Annotated in this window: 16 protein-coding genes and 3 pseudogenes; 8 read left to right on the forward strand and 11 right to left on the reverse strand. The window is 70.0% G+C overall.

What is annotated here, in order from left to right; genetic code table 11:
- Positions 1–6: 6 nt before the first annotated feature.
- The 6 genes from ACFT9I_RS22680 to ACFT9I_RS22705 form a co-directional block, all read right to left on the reverse strand.
- Positions 7–1,491: an AlkA N-terminal domain-containing protein gene (locus ACFT9I_RS22680; protein WP_382566845.1), complete on the reverse strand. Its 1,485-nt coding sequence runs from the start codon at positions 1,489–1,491 to the stop codon at positions 7–9.
- A 96-nt stretch (positions 1,492–1,587) separates the two neighbouring features.
- On the reverse strand, positions 1,588–2,409 hold the full coding sequence (locus ACFT9I_RS22685) for an alpha/beta fold hydrolase (RefSeq protein ID WP_382566847.1): 822 nt from the start codon (positions 2,407–2,409) through the stop codon (positions 1,588–1,590).
- A 309-nt stretch (positions 2,410–2,718) separates the two neighbouring features.
- On the reverse strand, positions 2,719–4,137 hold the full coding sequence (locus ACFT9I_RS22690; RefSeq protein ID WP_382566849.1) for a phytoene desaturase family protein: 1,419 nt from the start codon (positions 4,135–4,137) through the stop codon (positions 2,719–2,721).
- Between the two features lie 119 nt (positions 4,138–4,256).
- Positions 4,257–5,135: an inositol monophosphatase family protein gene (locus ACFT9I_RS22695; RefSeq protein ID WP_382566851.1), complete on the reverse strand. Its 879-nt coding sequence runs from the start codon at positions 5,133–5,135 to the stop codon at positions 4,257–4,259.
- Between the two features lie 115 nt (positions 5,136–5,250).
- The gene (locus ACFT9I_RS22700) at positions 5,251–7,062 is read right to left on the reverse strand and encodes a gamma-glutamyltransferase family protein (protein ID WP_382566853.1); all 1,812 of its coding nucleotides are present in this window, start codon (positions 7,060–7,062) and stop codon (positions 5,251–5,253) included.
- 397 nt (positions 7,063–7,459) lie between these two features.
- The gene (locus tag ACFT9I_RS22705) at positions 7,460–7,858 is read right to left on the reverse strand and encodes a DUF4440 domain-containing protein (protein ID WP_382566855.1); all 399 of its coding nucleotides are present in this window, start codon (positions 7,856–7,858) and stop codon (positions 7,460–7,462) included.
- Between the two features lie 297 nt (positions 7,859–8,155).
- Between ACFT9I_RS22705 and ACFT9I_RS22710 the strand changes: the two are divergent.
- The 3 genes and pseudogenes from ACFT9I_RS22710 to ACFT9I_RS22720 all read left to right on the forward strand — a co-directional run.
- A pseudogene (locus ACFT9I_RS22710) lies at positions 8,156–8,470 on the forward strand (IS5/IS1182 family transposase); the annotation flags it as partial.
- A 238-nt stretch (positions 8,471–8,708) separates the two neighbouring features.
- Positions 8,709–8,954 (forward strand): hypothetical protein, encoded by a 246-nt coding sequence (locus ACFT9I_RS22715; protein WP_382566857.1) that lies wholly within the window; start codon positions 8,709–8,711, stop codon positions 8,952–8,954.
- 307 nt (positions 8,955–9,261) lie between these two features.
- Positions 9,262–9,552, forward strand: coding sequence for a hypothetical protein (locus ACFT9I_RS22720; RefSeq protein ID WP_382566859.1), 291 nt, complete (start codon positions 9,262–9,264; stop codon positions 9,550–9,552).
- 27 nt (positions 9,553–9,579) lie between these two features.
- On the opposite strand, the gene ACFT9I_RS22725 is transcribed toward ACFT9I_RS22720, so the two are convergent.
- Positions 9,580–9,723: a hypothetical protein gene (locus ACFT9I_RS22725; RefSeq protein ID WP_382566861.1), complete on the reverse strand. Its 144-nt coding sequence runs from the start codon at positions 9,721–9,723 to the stop codon at positions 9,580–9,582.
- A gap of 270 nt (positions 9,724–9,993) precedes the next feature.
- Between ACFT9I_RS22725 and ACFT9I_RS22730 the strand changes: the two genes are divergently transcribed.
- Positions 9,994–10,814, forward strand: a protein-coding gene (locus ACFT9I_RS22730) for an IS5 family transposase (RefSeq protein WP_382566863.1) whose coding sequence is annotated in 2 segments (ribosomal slippage) — positions 9,994–10,341 and positions 10,344–10,814 — 819 coding nt in all. Because the reading frame shifts where the segments join, the coding sequence is not laid out codon by codon here.
- Here ACFT9I_RS22730 and ACFT9I_RS22735 read toward each other — a convergent pair.
- Entirely contained in the window at positions 10,804–11,160 is a 357-nt protein-coding gene (locus tag ACFT9I_RS22735; RefSeq protein ID WP_382566865.1) for a hypothetical protein, read from the reverse strand. The two genes, ACFT9I_RS22730 and ACFT9I_RS22735, sit on opposite strands and share 11 nt — an antisense overlap.
- 211 nt (positions 11,161–11,371) lie before the next feature.
- Between ACFT9I_RS22735 and ACFT9I_RS22740 the strand changes: the two genes are divergently transcribed.
- Positions 11,372–11,782, forward strand: a complete 411-nt coding sequence (locus tag ACFT9I_RS22740) for a VOC family protein (protein WP_382566899.1) — start codon at positions 11,372–11,374, stop codon at positions 11,780–11,782.
- Here ACFT9I_RS22740 and ACFT9I_RS22745 read toward each other — a convergent pair.
- Positions 11,712–12,734: a phosphotransferase enzyme family protein gene (locus ACFT9I_RS22745; RefSeq protein ID WP_382566867.1), complete on the reverse strand. Its 1,023-nt coding sequence runs from the start codon at positions 12,732–12,734 to the stop codon at positions 11,712–11,714. The two genes, ACFT9I_RS22740 and ACFT9I_RS22745, sit on opposite strands and share 71 nt — an antisense overlap.
- Positions 12,735–12,823: 89 nt before the next feature.
- Positions 12,824–13,184 (reverse strand): annotated as a pseudogene (locus tag ACFT9I_RS22750) (hypothetical protein); the annotation flags it as partial.
- A 312-nt stretch (positions 13,185–13,496) separates the two neighbouring features.
- On the opposite strand from ACFT9I_RS22750, the pseudogene ACFT9I_RS22755 reads away from it, so the two are divergent.
- Together ACFT9I_RS22755 and ACFT9I_RS22760 are read left to right on the forward strand one after the other, a co-directional pair.
- A pseudogene (locus ACFT9I_RS22755) lies at positions 13,497–13,819 on the forward strand (IS5/IS1182 family transposase); the annotation flags it as partial.
- A 95-nt stretch (positions 13,820–13,914) separates the two neighbouring features.
- The gene (locus ACFT9I_RS22760; RefSeq protein ID WP_382566869.1) at positions 13,915–15,153 is read left to right on the forward strand and encodes a metallophosphoesterase; all 1,239 of its coding nucleotides are present in this window, start codon (positions 13,915–13,917) and stop codon (positions 15,151–15,153) included.
- On the opposite strand, the gene ACFT9I_RS22765 is transcribed toward ACFT9I_RS22760, so the two are convergent.
- A complete protein-coding gene (locus tag ACFT9I_RS22765; RefSeq protein WP_382566871.1) occupies positions 15,136–15,606 on the reverse strand; it encodes a DUF2269 family protein in 471 nt (156 codons plus the stop codon). The two genes, ACFT9I_RS22760 and ACFT9I_RS22765, sit on opposite strands and share 18 nt — an antisense overlap.
- Positions 15,607–15,691: 85 nt before the next feature.
- Between ACFT9I_RS22765 and ACFT9I_RS22770 the strand changes: the two genes are divergently transcribed.
- Positions 15,692–16,045, forward strand: a complete 354-nt coding sequence (locus ACFT9I_RS22770; RefSeq protein WP_382566873.1) for a PadR family transcriptional regulator — start codon at positions 15,692–15,694, stop codon at positions 16,043–16,045.
- Positions 16,046–16,053: the final 8 nt, after the last annotated feature.

Genomic DNA, 16,053 nt, shown 5'->3' on the forward strand with positions numbered 1-16,053 from the left:
ACTCCTTTACGCGGGAAGGACGTTGATGGCGTGGTCCTCGGTGGCCCAGAGGTACTGCACGGCGTACGCGCGCCAGGGCCGCCAGCCGGCGGCGCGCGCCGTGAGCGCGGCGGGTGTCGACGGCAGGCCGAGCGCCTGCGCGGCGCGGCGGATACCGAGGTCGGTCGGCAGGAAGGCGTCCGGGTCGCCGAGCGCGCGCATCGCGATCGCCTCGACGGTCCACGGACCGAATCCGGGCAGCGCGTGGAGCCGCGCCCTGGCCTCGTCCCAGTCGCTGTCCGTACCGAGCGGCAGTGTGCCGTCGGCCAGGGCGGCGACCAGGGTCGTGAGCGTGGTGCGGCGGCTGCGCGGCAGCGCGAGGGCCTCGGGGTCCAGCGCGGCCAGCGCGTCGGGGGTGGGGAAGAGATGGGTGAGACCGCCCTCGGGATCGTCCACGGGTGTGCCGTACGCGGTGACGAGACGGGCGGCGTGCGTGCGCGCGGCGGCGGTCGAGACCTGCTGGCCGAGTACCGCGCGTACGGCGAACTCGGCGGCGTCGACGGTGCCCGGCACCCGGCGGCCCGGCGCCTTGTCGACCAGCGGGGCGAGCAGCGGGTCGGTACGCAACTGCTCGTCCACGGCGACCGGATCGGCGTCCAGGTCGAGCATGCGGCGGCAGCGGCTGATGGCGACAGTGAGGTCGCGCGGGTCGGTCAGCGCGAGCCGGCAGCCGATGTGGTCGGGCTTCGGCGTCAGGGCGACGATGCCGTGTCCGTACGGAAGGGAGAGCGTGCGCCGGTACGCGCCGGCCCGCCACTCCTCGACGCCCGGGACCGCCGTCGCCGCCAGGTGTCCGAAGAGGTTGTCGGGGGTGAGCGGTGCGCGGAAGGGCAGCCGCAGGGAGATCACTCCGGGAGTCCGGGGTCCGGGGGCGGCGTTGTCGGACCGCCGGGCGCCGCGTGCCCGCAGTTCGGTCGGGGCGAGGGCGAACACCTCGCGGACGGTGTCGTTGAAGGTGCGGATCGACGAGAAACCCGCGGCGAAGGCGACCTCCGCCATCGGCAGCGCGGTCGTCTCGATGAGCAGTCGCGCGGTCTGCGCCCGTTGGGCGCGCGCCAGCGCGAGCGGGCCCGCGCCGAGTTCGGCGAGCAGCTGCCGCTCGATCTGCCGCTCCGAGTAGCCGAGCCGCCCCGCGAGTCCCGTGACGCCCTCGCGGTCGACGATCCCGTCCTGGATGAGGCGCATGGCGCGGGCGACGGAGTCGGCGCGGGCGTTCCACTCGGGCGAGCCGGGGCTGGTGTCGGGCCGGCAGCGTTTGCAGGCGCGGAATCCGGCCTGCTGGCAGGCGGCCGCGCTGGGGTGGAAGACCATGTTCTCGGCCTTGGGGGGCACGACCGGGCAGCTCGGACGGCAGTAGATACCGGTGGTCAGGACGGCCGTGAAGAACCATCCGTCGAATCGCGCGTCCTTGGACCGGACGGCGCGCAAGCAGCGCTCGGTGTCGGTGTGCATACGTCAAGCATCCGTCACACGGGGTGGCGAGGCTGGCGAGAATCCGACATCAACCTCGCGCTGCCTGCGCGTACGCCTCGGCAAGCCTGAACCGCTTCAGTCGGCGATGAAGGCCAGCAGATCGGCGTCGAACTCCTGCTCGTGGTCGCCGTACAGACCGTGCGGGCTGCCCGGATAGACCTTCAGCGTCGCGTCCTTGATCAGCTCGGCGGACTTGGGACCGGCGGCCACGAAGGGCACGATCTGGTCGTCGTCACCGTGCAGGACGAGCGTGGGGATGTCGAACCGCTTGAGGTCCTCCGTGAAGTCCGTCTCGGAGAACTGCTTCACACAGTCGTACGCCGCCTTGCTGCCGACCTGCATGCTCCACAGCCAGAACGCGTCGCGCATGCCCTGTGACACGGCGGCGCCGGGGCGGTTGAAGCCGTAGAACAGGTCGGACAGGTCCTGGTAGAACTGCGAGCGGTTGGCGGCCACTCCCGCGCGGATGTCGTCGAAGGCGCCGATGGGCAGGCCGTCGGGGTTGGCGTCGGTCCGCAGCATCAGCGGGGGCACCGCGCTCAGGAGCACCGCCTTGGACACGCGGGACGTCCCGTGGCGGCCGATGTAGCGGGCGACCTCGCCGCCGCCCGTGGAGTGGCCGACGAGGACGGCGTCGCGGATGTCCATCTCGTCGAGGAGCGCTGCGAGGTCGTCGGCGTACGTGTCCATGTCGTTGCCCTGCCAGGGCTGGCCGGAGCGGCCGTGGCCCCTGCGGTCGTGCGCGATGCCGCGGAAGCCGTTCTCCGCGACGACACGGAGCTGGCCGTCCCAGGCGTCGGCGTTCAGCGGCCAGCCGTGGCTGAACACGACGGGGCGGCCCGTGCCCCAGTCCTTGTAGAAGATCTCGGTGCCATCGGTGGTGGTGAATGTGCTCATGGCGGTCCATCCCTTCTTGGGCGGTGGTCGGCCACGCGCCTCGCGGACGGCCCGGCGGCGGCCGGTGGGCGCGCGGTGGGCGCGTTCGGGGGCGTACTCCGGCGGCACGTACTCCGCGCACGGCTCGGCGTCGGCCTCGGTCTCCGCCTCGCTGAGGGGGTGGGCCCGGCCGGGTACGCCGGATGCCCGGGGCGCCCGGACGCCAACCAGCGTCTCAGGAATCAGCGGGGCCCGCCCGCCGGGGGAACGCGCCCGTCGGCGGCATCGGGCTCCATCGGAGACGACCTCGGCGGTCAGGCGGTCAGGCGGTCAGGCGCTCGCGCGCAGCTTGCGCCAGACCGCCTTCGCCGCGTTCTGCCCGGACATGCCGTGCACACCGGGCCCCGGCGGAGTCGCCGACGAGCAGATGAAGACCGCCGGGTGCTGGGTGCTGTACGGCGACAGCGAGAGCTTGGGCCGCACCAGCAGCCGCAGACCGGCCACGGAGCCGGTGGCGATGTCCCCGCCCACATAGTTGGCGTTACGGGCCGCCAGCTCCGGCGGGCCCGCCGTCGCGCGCGCCAGGACCCGGTCCCGGAAACCGGGCGCGAAGCGCTCGATCTGCCGCTCGATCGCGTCGGTGAGGTCGCCGTCCCAGGCGTGCGGGACATGGCCGTACGCCCAGAAGACCTGCTTGCCCTCGGGGGCGCGCGAGGGGTCGACCAGGCTGGGCTGGGCGGTGATCAGGAACGGTACGGCCGGGGCGCTGCCGCCGTACGCCAGGTCCAGCGCCGTGCTGATCTCCCGCCTCGTGGGCCCCACTTGGACGGTCCCGGCCCGGCGAGCGGCCTCCGCCGTCCAGGGCACGGGGCCGTCCAGCGCGTAGTCGATCTTGAAGACGCTCGGGCCGTACCGGTACGCGTCGTACGCCCGGCCCAGGCCCGCGATACGGGCGAGCGCGGTCGGTGAGGTGTCGAAGACATACGCGCGGGCCGGCGGGAGGTCGTCGAGCCTCTTGACCTCGAATCCGGTGTGGACCGTGCCGCCGAGGTCGCGCAGATACGCCGCGAGCGCGTCCGAGATGGACTGGGAGCCGCCGCGCGGGAGCGGCCAGCCGTTCTCGTGCGCGGCGAGCGCGAACATCAGGCCCACGCCGCCGGTCGCGATCCCGCTCAGCGGGGCGATGACATGGGCGACGAGACCGGCGAACAGCCCCTTGGCCTTCTCGTCGTGGAAGCGCCTCATCAGCAGATTCGCCGAGGGGAGCCCGGCGAGTCCGAAGCGGGCGAGTGTGAGGGTGTCGTGCGGCAGGCCCCTGGGGGGCAGCGTCATGAAGTCCCGCGCGAAGTTGTCCCACTTGCCGAGGAAGGGGGCGACGAGCCGTCGGTACGCCCCGGCGTCGCGCGGGCCGAAGGAGGCGGCGGTCTCGGCGACGGAGCGGGACAGGACGGCGGCCGTGCCGTCGTCCCAGGGGTGGGCCATCGGCAGCTCGGGGTGCAGCCACTCCAGACCGAACCGCGCGAGGGGCATGTCGTTGAACGCGGGCGATCCCACGCCCAGGGGGTGCACGGCGGAACAGGGGTCGTGCCGGAAGCCGGGCAGTGTGAGTTCTTCGGTCCGCGCTCCCCCGCCCACGGTGTCACGGGCCTCGAACACGGCGACGGAGAATCCACGTCGGGCCAGCTCGACCGCGGCGGTCAGCCCGTTGGGTCCCGCCCCCACGACGACGGCATCGAGCATCGACGGCACCTTCGGACTCCTTCGTCAGCCGATGGCCAGAGGAACCAGGATATTCCTGGCCTCTGACACTCTGTCGGCGGGGCGACGGAACCGGCCGCTCCGCTCGCGGCGGCCGGCCCGTTCGTCTCTCAGGCTCCAGGGCCCGCTGCCGCTCCCGCCTGCGTCTCCGCCGCTGTCCGCGCGCCGTCCAGCAGGCGCTCCCGCACCCGCCGCGCGGTCGCCGCGTCGCGCGCCGCCGTGAAGGGCAGCGCGTTACCACCCGCGACGCGGAAGGGTTCGCCGGTGAGCGTCAGCTGTGTGCCTCCCGCCTCCGTGACGAGCAGCAGGCCCGCCGCGTGGTCCCAGGCCAGCTCCCAGCTGAAGGCGACGGCGTCGAGCGTCCCTCGCGCGATGGCCAGATATTCCAGCCCCGCCGATCCGCACGGCCGGGCGGCGATGTCGTCGGCGTCCTGGACCCCCAGCAGCGCCCGCTTCTCCTCGGGCGTCGTGAAGTCCGGGTGGGACATGGCGACTTCGAGCACCGCGCCGGGCGCGGGCGTGCCGCAGCGCAGCGGGACTCCGTCCAGCAGGGCGCCCCGTCCTCGTACGGCGGTGGCCATCTCGTCCGTCGCGGGCGCGTACGTCCAGGAGGCCAGCACCTCGCCGCCCTGGGCGAGCGCGACGAGCGTGCAGAAACCGGGCTCGCCCCGGACGAACTGCCGGGTGCCGTCGACGGGGTCGACGATCCATACGGGCGCGTCGCCGCGCAGCGCCCCGGTCACGGCGGGGTCGGCGTGGACCGCCTCCTCGCCCACCACCACCGAGCCGGGCAGCAGCGCCGTCAGCGCGGCGGTCAGGTGCTCCTCGGCGCCCCGGTCGGCGCTGGTCACCAGGTCGTGGGGGCCGGACTTCTCGACGATCTCGTGGGCGGCGAGCTGCCGGTAGCGCGGCATGATCTCGGCGGCCGCCGCGTCACGCAGCGCCGCCTCGACCGGGGAAAGGTCACCGTTCAGAAAGTCATCGATCATTCCTCAAGAGAACCACAGAGGGGTGACAACGCAGGTGGGAGCGGAGATGACGACTCGATGGCGGCTCGGCGTCCAGCCCTCGCGACGTTTCCCGGGGACGTTTCCGCCCACGCTCCTAGCGGCCGACCGCGTACCCCTGCATGCCGCGCGGATTGGCCGCGGCCGACAGCACGCCGGTCCTCGGGTCCCGGGCCACCGCGCAGAGCCGCCCTTCCGACCAGGGTTCGCCGACGGTGACGTCGTGGCCCCGACGGCGCAGCCCTTCTACTACGGCCGCGTCCATGGACGGCTCCACGGTGACGCTGCCCGGTCGCATCCCGCGCGGGTAGAAGGAGCTGGGGAAGCTGTCGTTGTGCCAGTTGGGCGCGTCGATCGCGCCTTGGAGGTCGAGTCCGCCGCGTACCTGCGGGCGGAGCGCGACGGCCAGGAAGAAGTGGAGCTGCCACTGGTCCTGCTGGTCGCCGCCGGGGGTGCCGAAGGCCAGGACGGGTGTGCCGTCGCGCAGGGCGAGGGACGGTGTGAGCGTGGTGCGGGGCCTGCGGCCCGGTGTGAGGGAGTTGGGCAGTCCGGGCTCCAGCCAGGCCATCTGGAGGCGGGTGCCGAGCGGGAAGCCGAGTTCGGGCACGACCGGGTTGGACTGGAGCCAGCCGCCGCTGGGTGTCGCGGCGATCATGTTGCCCCAGCGGTCCACGACATCGAGGTGGCAGGTGTCGCCGCGGGTCGCGCCGTTCCGGGCGACGGTCGGCTCGCCCGCGCCGGCCGCCGGGACGGCGAGCGCGTCGAAGCCGGCGTCACCGGCGGCGACGGCGGTGGCGTGGGCGCTGAGGACGGGGACACGTCCGTCGGGGCTGCCGGGACGTAGTTCGTAGGAGGCCTTGTCCCCGACGAGCGCGCGCCGGGCGGTGTTGTACGGCTCCGAGAGAAGCGCGGCGAGCGGTACGTCGGCGGCGTCGCCGTACCAGGCCTCCCGGTCGGCCATGGCCAACTTGCTGCCCTCGGTAAGGAGGTGGACGTACTCCGCGGAGCCGTACACCGGCAGCTCGGGCGCGGGCGGCAGCAGGGCGAGCTGCTGGAGGAAGGCGGGGCCCTGGCTCCAGCCGGCGGCCTTGCAGAGGGTCCAGCCGTTCCACTCGTACGTCGCGGGTGCCTCGTACGTCGCGGACCAGCCGGCCAGGTCGGCGGCCGTCAGGGTGCCGGTGTGGTGGGAGCCGCTGGTGTCGAGGGTCGGGCGGTCGGACTGCCGTATCAGCGCCTCGGCGATGAATCCCGTGCGCCAGATGTCCCGCGCGGCCTCGATCTCCGCGACCCGGTCGCCGCCGCCCGCGGCCTCGGCCTCGGCCGTCAGACGCCGCCAGGTGGCGGCCAGGGCGGGGTTACGGAACAGCTCGCCGGGCGCGGGGGCCCGGCCGCCGGGCAGATAGACGTCGGCGGACGAGGTCCACTCCGTCTCGAACAGCTCGCGCACGCTCTCCACGGTCTGGCCGACCCGCTCGACGGGCGCGTGGCCGTCCTCGGCGTAGCCGATGGCGTAACGCAGCACCTGCGCGAGGGACTTGGTGCCGTGGTCGCGCAGCAGCAGCATCCACGCGTCGAAGGCCCCGGGCACGGCGGCGGCGAGCGGTCCGGTACCGGGGACGAGTTCGAGTCCGAGGGCCCGGTAGTGCCCGATCGTGGCCCCGCCGGGCGCGGGCCCCTGCCCGCAGAGCACTTGGACGTCACCGCCGGCGGGCGCGAGGATGACCGGCAGATCCCCGGCCGGCCCGTTGAGGTGCGGCTCCACCACATGCAGGACAAACCCGGCGGCGACGGCAGCGTCGTAGGCGTTTCCCCCGTCCTCCAGGACGGCCATCGCCGACTGCGAGGCGAGCCAGTGGGTGGAGGACACCATGCCGAAGGTGCCCTGGAGGGTGGGTCGGGTCGTGAACATGGGGCCTCTCACCTTGCTGTTTACGTCTGTCGGCCCCGGATGGTGGGCACTCAGGACGGGTCCTGGGGAGGAGCTGGAGAGTCTGTGCCAGGGGCCGCCTTCTCCCACTCCCCCAGAAGGCTATCGATCGCTCCGCGCCCCTTCTTCCCAGCCTCCGGCACTGCCACGGCTTCGCACCCTTGGCCTGAGGACGTCGGGGCGGGCTCCGAAGCCGCCGACCGACAACCCCGAGCTTGGTCATCAAGGGACGAGTTCGTAGTTCGAGCGGTTCGGCGGGCCTGTCGACAGAGGCCGTCAGTGGGTGGTCGCCATTGGCATCGCCCAGCGGGTACGGCGAAACGACCGTGCCCCGGACGCGGGGCTCACGGCGGTCCCGCCGCCGGCCGCAGCCGCCCGTTCAGGGCTGGTCGTACCAGGCGAACGCCGCGATCCGCCAGCCCTCGGGGGTGCGGACGAACTGGATGGTCTTGGTCCCGCCTCCCTCGAACGGCTCACCGTCCAGGATCCCGGACTTGCGGTACGCACCGAACCGCGACGCGATGTCGCCCGCGATCTCTGTCCGTGCGGACGTCTCCCACTCGGCGAACTCGACAAGTCGACCGTCCGTCAGCAGCCGCAGGCGAGGTTCGATGAACTCGTCCACCGTGTAGACCGTGAACTCCGGGCCGGTCTTGACGATCACGCCATCCGGAAGAACCAGCCGGCGGATCCGGGCCACGTCAGCGGCCTTGCCGCCCCGGTTGTCGAACGCACCGAAGAACTCGGCGGTCAACACGTCTATCTCGCTCTCGGACATGGCGCGACAGTAACAACCAGGCCCTGCCGTTCGGATCGGGCCCGGCACGATCCGAACGACAGGCACTAAGGGCTGTCCCGCAAGTGCTGGACGTCTGCGGTCCGGTGGTCAGCCGAAGATGAGTTCAACTTCCTTTTCCAAGCAGAACTTCATGACAGTGACCAGCCGGCGGGTGTTGTCGAGGTGTCGTTGGAGAACGCGTTCGCTGCCATCGTGTTGCCGCTGGCCGATGATTGCTTCCAGCCGGGGCAGCATGGCCGCGCATTGAGTGGGCGTAAGGTCCGGACCATCGTCATCCGGATCATCGATCAGATCGGTCCGCTCCTCGCGCTCCAGCCCCGGCACCGTTTCGCGAGGGACACCGCGCCCATCGTGGACGGCACCCTGGTCCGCACCCGCGACCACAGCGTCGCCGAGCAGTCCAAGAACTACCGCTGCTCCACCAATCACCAGGTCGTGATCGACGCCGGCACCCGCCGGGTCGTCGTGGTCGGCGGGCCGCTGCCGGGCAACCCGCAACAACTGCAAGGAGTAGGCGGAATCCGCCGCGAAGACCGCCGTGGCAGAACGCTGACGACGGCCGACGGCGGCTGTCCCTGCACCGGACTCCTCGACCTGGCCCTGAAGTGGCTGCCCCTGTCATGCGATAGCCAACCTCGACCATTTGTAGACCATCACACCTCGGCCGGGAGCGGCTGCGCGGCACCGGCGAAGGGAACGGCTGGGTTTATGCCGAAGCCCAGTTGCTGAATGAGAACCTGCGGAAGTACGCCGGCCCGGCGAGATCGCGGCGATAGCGCTCGACGGAGCCAGTGAGCTGATCTGCGTCGACCGGCGCGAGATCCCTCCTGTGACCAATTTCGATTACTACAGCAACGGTTCCCTTGTGATCGGCTGGCTGCTCGGCGAGCAGGAAGACGAACTGGACCGCGCTGTGTTGCCCGAACTGTGGAACAGACTGTGTGCTGCTGATGTCGTCGGGCCTGGCGCGGAGGAGCGCTTCGAGGAAGACGACGAGTTCAACCTGGGCGGCCGGGCCGCCATCCCCGTCATAGTGGAGCACTTCAGTCTGCCGTGGCCTCGGCGAAACCCCTGAGTGGCTGCTTAGGTTTCAAGCGAGAACACTTGTCGGCGGTTTCGGTATCACGAGTTGCCAGAAGAGCGCGTGATTGTTGATGAGAAGTAAGAGCACCCGAGGTGGCGAGGAGCTCGATCGTGCGTGCGGAGCCAGCCTCGTTCGTGGCAGGATGACGTCATGTTGATCAGAAAGGGCGATGCCGCGTAGGCGCCCGAAGGCCGTCCGCGCTGAGCAATGGCGGCCTCGCAGACACGTTGCAGTTCGGCAGATCCACGGCGTTTCCGCGAGAACTCGTGCAGCCGTCCGCCGTGTCGAAGACGAACGGATGTGGCCTGACGCAGTTGCTGCCGCACTCGCCCGTTTCGAGTGGGCGTTCAAGCAACCCGGCCGTTATCTGAACGCATCCCAGGTCTGGCAGCCCGGAGTGGAGGTGGAGTATGCCCGCGACGATCTGGAAGAGGCGATGCTTCACCTCCCTCGCGGTGCCCAGCGTGATCTCGGCCGGCTGATTGCTCGCATCGACGACGAGTTCGAGCGTCGGACTCTGCCGAACCCTGAACCGGTGAACGAATCGACGGTGGACGGCTGGTGGTGGTCAAGGCTTCGTGAGCGCTGACGCTGCTCACGAAGCCTCACGTCCGGTTCAACTCGTGGCCAGCTGTTGTTCTGCGCGGGTGCGGGTGGTGGCGAGTTGGTAGGAGTCGGTGCCGGTCTCGATGTCGATGTCGATGGGATCGACAAGGTGGGCGAGGTCAGAATCGTCGTCAAGCGTAATGATCTCGTGCACGGGTCTGCCTCCGACTGAGGATGCGCATCTTCGGACAAGGGCGGCTGCCGCAGATCCTGGAGTGCCTCCCTTGTCGACACGCCGGCCACCGAGAAGACTCCCCGGTTCCCTGCCCGCATTGGCTGAGAAACCCGCAGGATGTCGGCACCGTCCTCTTGCTACCTGCCATCACCCGGTTGAGGTCGACGGGGATCGTGTGCTGTCGAATCTGAGCTTGTTCTTTAGCCTTAGACGTCGTTTCTTTTGGCGTGATCGTTCGTTGAACCGGGCATGACGGATCTCGTTGAGCGGCTGGTGCCGGACGAGTTATGGGTTTTGTTCCGACGGGTGGTGCCGCCGACGGAGGTGATACGTCCGCAGGGCGGAGGCCGTCGGCGGGCAGGTGACCGTGAGGCTCTGGCCGCGATCGTCTTCGTAGCCACCTCAGGCTGCACCTGGCGCCAGCTCCCGCCGGTGTTCGGTCCGAGCTGGCAGACGGTCTACCGGAGGTTCGCCCAGTGGAGTCGGACCCGAGTCTGGGCGAGGCTGCACCGTGTGATCCTGGACGAACTCGGGGCCCGCGGGGAGATTGACTGGTCGCGCTGCGCAATCGACTCGGTGAGCCAGCGGGCTGCAAAGGGGGGCTTCTGACGGGACCAAATCCGACCGACCGCGGCAAGTCGGGATCGAAAATCCGCCTGGTCACCGACCGAAACGGACTGCCTCTGTCCCTGGGCATCTCCGGCGCCAACATGCATGACAGCCAGGGTTTGGAGCCGCTCGTGCGCGGCATCCCGCCCATCCGATCACGTCGCGGGCCGCGACGCCGACGGCCGGCGAAGCTGCACGCAGACAAGGGCTACGACTACAACCACCTGCGCCGATGGCTCCGCGGGCGGGGAATCCGCCATCGCATCGCCCGTAAGGGCGTCGAGTCCTCACAACGACTGGGCCGCCATCGCCGGGTCATCGAGCGAACTGTCTCGTGGCTGGCCGGCTGCCGCCGGCTCCACCGTCGCTATGAACGCAAGGCCGAGCACTTCCTCGCCTTTGTCGGCATAGCCGCACTCCTCATCTGCCACCGCCGACTGGCCACTCTGCTCAGGGCCTGAGCCGGTCCTGCTGCACGTCGAAACAGATCAGCCCCATCGAGTCAGCCAGGGCTGCCGCGTACGCTGACGCTTCCTCGGCCATGCTCCATCTCATTCCGAAGTAGATGAGCGGACCGCTTGCACCATCGATCAACGGCCCGACCGACCAGGGCGAGGTCTCCCCCTCGTCTTCGGTGATGTCGCACCACTGCTCAAGAAGAGCGGTGACGTAGGCCGCGATGAGCTCGGACGCCGGCTCCCCGTCCTCGCCATCGAGATAGCGGTCGTACAGGTCACTGAAGAAGCGGCGGGCCGTCCTTTCATCCGGAGGCCGATCGCCTTCCCAGACAGCCAGGTCGTAGCTCATGCCCGGAGGCTCTCACACCGCACTGACACACATCTGAGCCGTTCAGCGGCACGCGCAACACCCAAAAGAAACGACGTCTAAGGCCGGGCACCTGTCGTTTGGCCCGCTCGCGGGCCAGTGGCAAAGTGAGCCGGATGATCGGACGCCTGTCCACCGTTGTCATCGACTGCCCCGACCCCCCGACGAGCTTGCCGGTTTCTACGACAAGCTGCTGTCACTCTCACGACAGGAGAACACCGGTGAGTTCGTTGTGCTCCAGAACGCGGCGGGCGCCCCAGTAGTCGCCTTCCAGCGGGTGGACGACTTTCGTGCGGCGCGGTGGAAGGATCCCGCGCGCCCTCAGCAAATGCACCTCGACGTGATGGTCACGGACCTCGATACGGCTGAGGCCCAGGTGCTCGCCCTCGGTGCGACGCTGCTGGATGGTTCGGACAAGCCGATCGGTTACGGCGTCTACGAGGACCCCGTCGGCCATCCCTTCTGCCTGATCACTCCCGAGAGGGGCCTGACCGGCCATTTGAGGTCCGGCGTCGAATACGTCGTGCCGTGGTTCATCGCAGCAGTCCGGTCCATCGGTCGAGCGAGCGCAGGACCTGTGGCAGATCATGCGAGGCCGTGGTGACGATGCGCAGACCGAAGGCACGCTGAGCGGCGTCGGCCTGACGGTGGCCCAGGGCCAGCCACAGGCTCCAGGCCGTGACAGCCAGCTGGCTGCGCAGCATGCCGGCGAACGCGGAGATGTCGGGCGCTCCAGCAGGTCCCCCTTCGGCCAGGTAGGCATCGATCAGGGGCCGGACCACCCGGGCGTCGCCTTCCGCCATGGGGCCGTTGAACGGAGTGGTGAAGCGGAAGGCCACGCTCACCGTCTCCCACCACGGCACCTCCCTCCCCGTACCGTCCCAGTCGATCAGGACGTATCCGTCCGGCGTGCGGAGCACGTTGGCCTGGGAGATGTCTGCGTGCACGGGGACGAGCGGGGGCCGGTTCCGCTCCGCCTGCCCGATGAGTGTGGTGGCGTCCTCAATGATTGGCAGGAGCGATCGCGCTGGTCTCGCGACCGGATGAGTACCGGCTTCGGCCTCCGCGATCCAGGCACGCCAGTCGTCCATCGAGTGCAGCGGTTTCCTGCCGGTGTCGTCACCATCGCTGTTCAGGCCGAGCAGGGCGATGCGGGCCAGCGTCGAGCCGACCCACTGGGCCGCGTCCGGGAGAGAAGCTGCAGACGCCGCGCCGCCGGATCGGCGGAGGTCGTGTCCGTCGACCCACTCGGTCACGCGCACCAGGTCGGCCCCGGACGGGTTGTGCCAGTAGCCGACAGCCGGAGAGGGTGGTTCAACAGGCCGCGGCATAGCGATGCCCGCAGCCAGAGCGGCGCTCTCCAGCCGGTGGGACTCGCGTGCCTGACTGCGCTGCCAGTCTCCGTGCAATCGGCTGGTCTTGACCACCCACCGGCCACGATCCGTGTCCAGCACGCAGGTGCTGGACGGATGATCACCATTGCTCAGCGGCCGGAGCACGCCGAGCGGCCGGCCCACTCCAAATGCACGGGCAATCTCGCTGGCGTCAAGGAGCATTCAAGCAGTCTGACGCATGCAGTACTGTCCACCCCGTTCATCAACGAAGCACACACCGCGACCGTCAAGTGGAGTCTCCAAACAGACCCTTAAGGCAATGGGCGGATGAGGTAGGCAAGCGTGCGCTCCCAGCAATCAGCGTCGCGGAGTGACTTCAGCGGCGGGTCGAACGAGATCCAGACGTCGGGTGGCAGATCTGGCCGATGGCCCACTGGTCTGCGCTTCTCAGTCCATACGTCACCGGCGACCTCCCTGGCGGCCCGGCGCCGGAAGTGAACCGCTCCCAAGTTGGCGTCTTGAAAAGCGATCTCCCAGAGACCCTTGTGCCTGGCCATTACCTGCTGAACAGCGTCCAGTCCGGTTCCAGCCCTGCGTGCCACGAACAACGAAGAAGCTGTTCAGTGCGCGCTTCGGCCCGGTCAGGCCCCGAACCAGGGCAAGTCCGGCTGGGTGTGTGTCGATCGTCACCGTCGTCCGGCTCGTAGTCGGACGCGCAAACGACTGCGTGATCAGGTCCGGGTCGTCCACTGCACCGCACCCGTGCTGCCCGTTGCCGACGGCTTACAACAGCTAGCACAATGGGGTGGATCGGTCCTGGTTGCCGTGTCCAGGGCGGGAGTTGAGCGTTCGGACCGGTGTAGGGACGTCACCGTGGATTGTGTCGGATGAGTTGTGGGACCGTCCGGAGCAGCTGCTGCACACCGGGATCCAGTGGGGGTACCTGCCGCAAGACCTCATTTCGGCTCAGGCATGACGTGAGGCAACCGCAACGACGTCACCTGGCTCCTGCCACTGCTCGAGGCGATCCCGCCGGTCCGTGGCCGGGTCGGCCGTCATCGCCGTAAGCCCGACTCACGGGCGCCGACCGAGGCTACGACCACGACGCGACCTGGTCCGCGCTCGCGGCATTGTGCTGGCCATCGCCAGACGCGGAACCCTGCACGGCACTGGGCTGGGCTGGGGACTTACCGATGGGTGGTCGAGTGGGCCTTTGCTTGGCTGTACGACTTCCGACGTCTCCGGATCCGCTGGGACTGCGGGCCTACATCCACGAGGCGTACCTGAAACTCGACTCATTGTGTTGGCGCGCCCCAAGAGGCCGCGCCCATGAACGCCGGGGGGCGACCCGAGGGGGACCGGATACAGTGCGCGAGACGGCAGCCTGGTCAGGAGGCGAAGCGTGACCGACACCAGCGACACCCGGCCCGCAGAGGGCGAAGCGCGAGCGCCGCGGCGGAGCCGACTGCGCCGCGTGATGCGCTACATCCCTCTGATCGCTCCCCTCCTGCTCTGGGCCGTGCCCTGCTGGGTGCTCCTGTACACCGGCCAGAGCTGGCCGCTGCCGGTCACGCTCGTCGGCACCGCTCTGTTCGCCCTCGGTCTCGTCGCTATGCCGCTCGCGATGGCGCGCGGCCACGGCCGGCGTCAGAAGGATCGGGCGGCGATCGTAGGTGACACCCTGCTGGGCACCAGCTGGGTTCTGTTCACCTGGTCCATTCTGATCGGCGGCCTCGCGCGGCTGGTCCTGACCGTGGCCGGGGTCGGCGAGGGGCAGGACCGGGCCCGAACCGTCACCTGGGCCGTCCTCGCCGTCAGCGCCGTACTGCTCGGCTGGGGGTACGCCGAAGCCCGCCGCGTGCCACGCGTGCGCCGACTCGACGTGCAACTCCCACGGCTGGGTGCCGGGTTGGACGGCCTCCGGGTCGTCCTCATCACCGACACCCACTACGGCCCGCTCGATCGCGCTCGCTGGTCGGCGCGGGTATGCGAGACGGTGAACACTTTGGAAGCCGACCTCGTCTGCCACACCGGTGACATCGCGGACGGCACCGCCGAGCGCCGCCGCGCCCAGGCCGTGCCACTCGGAACCGTGCGGGCCACCCGGGCCCGCGTGTACGTCACCGGGAACCACGAGTACTACAGCGAGGCCCAGGGCTGGGTCGACCTGATGGAGGAGCTGGGCTGGGAGCCGCTGCGCAACCGCCATCTCCTGCTCGAACGTGGCGGCGACACCCTCGTGGTGGCCGGCGTGGACGACGTCACCGCCGAGTCCTCCGGCCTGGCCGGCCACCGCGCCCACCTCGCCGGAGCCCTTGAGGGCGCCGACCCCGGTCTGCCCGTCCTGCTCCTGGCACACCAGCCCACGTTCGTCGACCGCGCCGCGGCGGGCGGTGTCGACCTCCAGCTCTCCGGACACACCCACGGCGGCCAGATCTGGCCCTTCCATTACCTGGTCCGCCTCGACCAGCCCGCCCTCGCCGGACTCAGCCGCCACGGCCTACGTACCCTCCTCTACACCAGCCGCGGCACCGGCTTCTGGGGCCCGCCGTTCCGCGTCTTCGCCCCCAGCGAGATCACCCTGCTCGTCCTCCGCTCCCCGGACGCGCCGGTCACGCGCCCGTCACGCACCGGTCGTTGAACCCGGGCGCACGATCATCAGGACCACGACGACCGCCCAGAGCAGGTTGAAGACGCCGGTGAGCCCGGCCAGGCGGGCGGCGGAGCGTGCCGTGTCCGTGTCCGTGCCCTCCGCCGCCGTGGACGTCGTCTCGATCATGCGTTCCTGGCCGGGCAGGATCGCCAGCGCCAGGATCGCGGCGGCGATCGTCGTCAGCACGATCGACGTGATCAGCCAGGCGTCGGTGAGGACGCCGAGCTGCTTGCCGGTGGCGATTCCGAAGACCGGGACCGCGACCCCGACGATCGCGTAACCGCTGCAGATCCGGTGGAGCAGCGCCACGGCGCCGGCGGAGCCTCCGTCCTCCTCGGCCGCCTTGCGCGCGTAGCGCGGGAACAACGACGCCGCCACGGCGATCGGCCCGACCACCAGGATCGAGGCGAGGACATGGATGGAGAGCAGCAGCTTGGTCACCGCGGGGCCCCTTCGGGAGATGCATGAATAAGTTGGCTGCCAATAGGTACCACGCCAATGCGTTCTATAGGTAGGCTGTCTACTCATGAAGGCAGACGCGGTGCGTGGGCACCTGGACGGACTGTTGCTGGCCGTGCTCGAACCCGGTCCGCTGCACGGCTACGCGATCATCGCGGCGGTCCAGCAGCGGAGCGACGGCGCGCTCCAGCTCCGTACGGGCACGATCTATCCGGCCCTGAACAGACTTGAGCGACTGGGACTGCTCGGCAGCAGCTGGGAGTCCGTCGGCGAGCGGCGGCGGCGCTGCTACCGCCTCACCGACGCGGGGCGCGGCACCCTGGAGAGCGAACGGACGGCATGGCACGAGTTCACGACGGCGATCGGCTCGGTCCTGAACCCGGCCGCCACAGCCGCCCCGACCCCCCGGCCCGCGACATGAGCGAGACG

Origin of the sequence: Streptomyces sp. NPDC057137 (genome assembly GCF_042670825.1) — a bacterium.
In the GTDB taxonomy this organism is placed as follows: domain Bacteria; phylum Actinomycetota; class Actinomycetes; order Streptomycetales; family Streptomycetaceae; genus Streptomyces.

What these genes read in the sequence shown, in the direction of transcription:
- ACFT9I_RS22680 (WP_382566845.1), bottom strand. Translation starts at nt 1,491, where the DNA reads ATGCACACCGACACCGAGCGCTGCTTGCGCGCCGTCCGGTCCAAGGAC.
- ACFT9I_RS22685 (WP_382566847.1), bottom strand. Translation starts at nt 2,409, where the DNA reads ATGAGCACATTCACCACCACCGATGGCACCGAGATCTTCTACAAGGAC.
- ACFT9I_RS22695 (WP_382566851.1), bottom strand. Translation starts at nt 5,135, where the DNA reads ATGATCGATGACTTTCTGAACGGTGACCTTTCCCCGGTCGAGGCGGCG.
- ACFT9I_RS22700 (WP_382566853.1), bottom strand. Translation starts at nt 7,062, where the DNA reads ATGTTCACGACCCGACCCACCCTCCAGGGCACCTTCGGCATGGTGTCC.
- ACFT9I_RS22705 (WP_382566855.1), bottom strand. Translation starts at nt 7,858, where the DNA reads ATGTCCGAGAGCGAGATAGACGTGTTGACCGCCGAGTTCTTCGGTGCG.
- ACFT9I_RS22720 (WP_382566859.1), top strand. Translation starts at nt 9,262, where the DNA reads ATGTGGCCTGACGCAGTTGCTGCCGCACTCGCCCGTTTCGAGTGGGCG.
- ACFT9I_RS22735 (WP_382566865.1), bottom strand. Translation starts at nt 11,160, where the DNA reads ATGAGCTACGACCTGGCTGTCTGGGAAGGCGATCGGCCTCCGGATGAA.
- ACFT9I_RS22745 (WP_382566867.1), bottom strand. Translation starts at nt 12,734, where the DNA reads ATGCTCCTTGACGCCAGCGAGATTGCCCGTGCATTTGGAGTGGGCCGG.
- ACFT9I_RS22770 (WP_382566873.1), top strand. Translation starts at nt 15,692, where the DNA reads ATGAAGGCAGACGCGGTGCGTGGGCACCTGGACGGACTGTTGCTGGCC.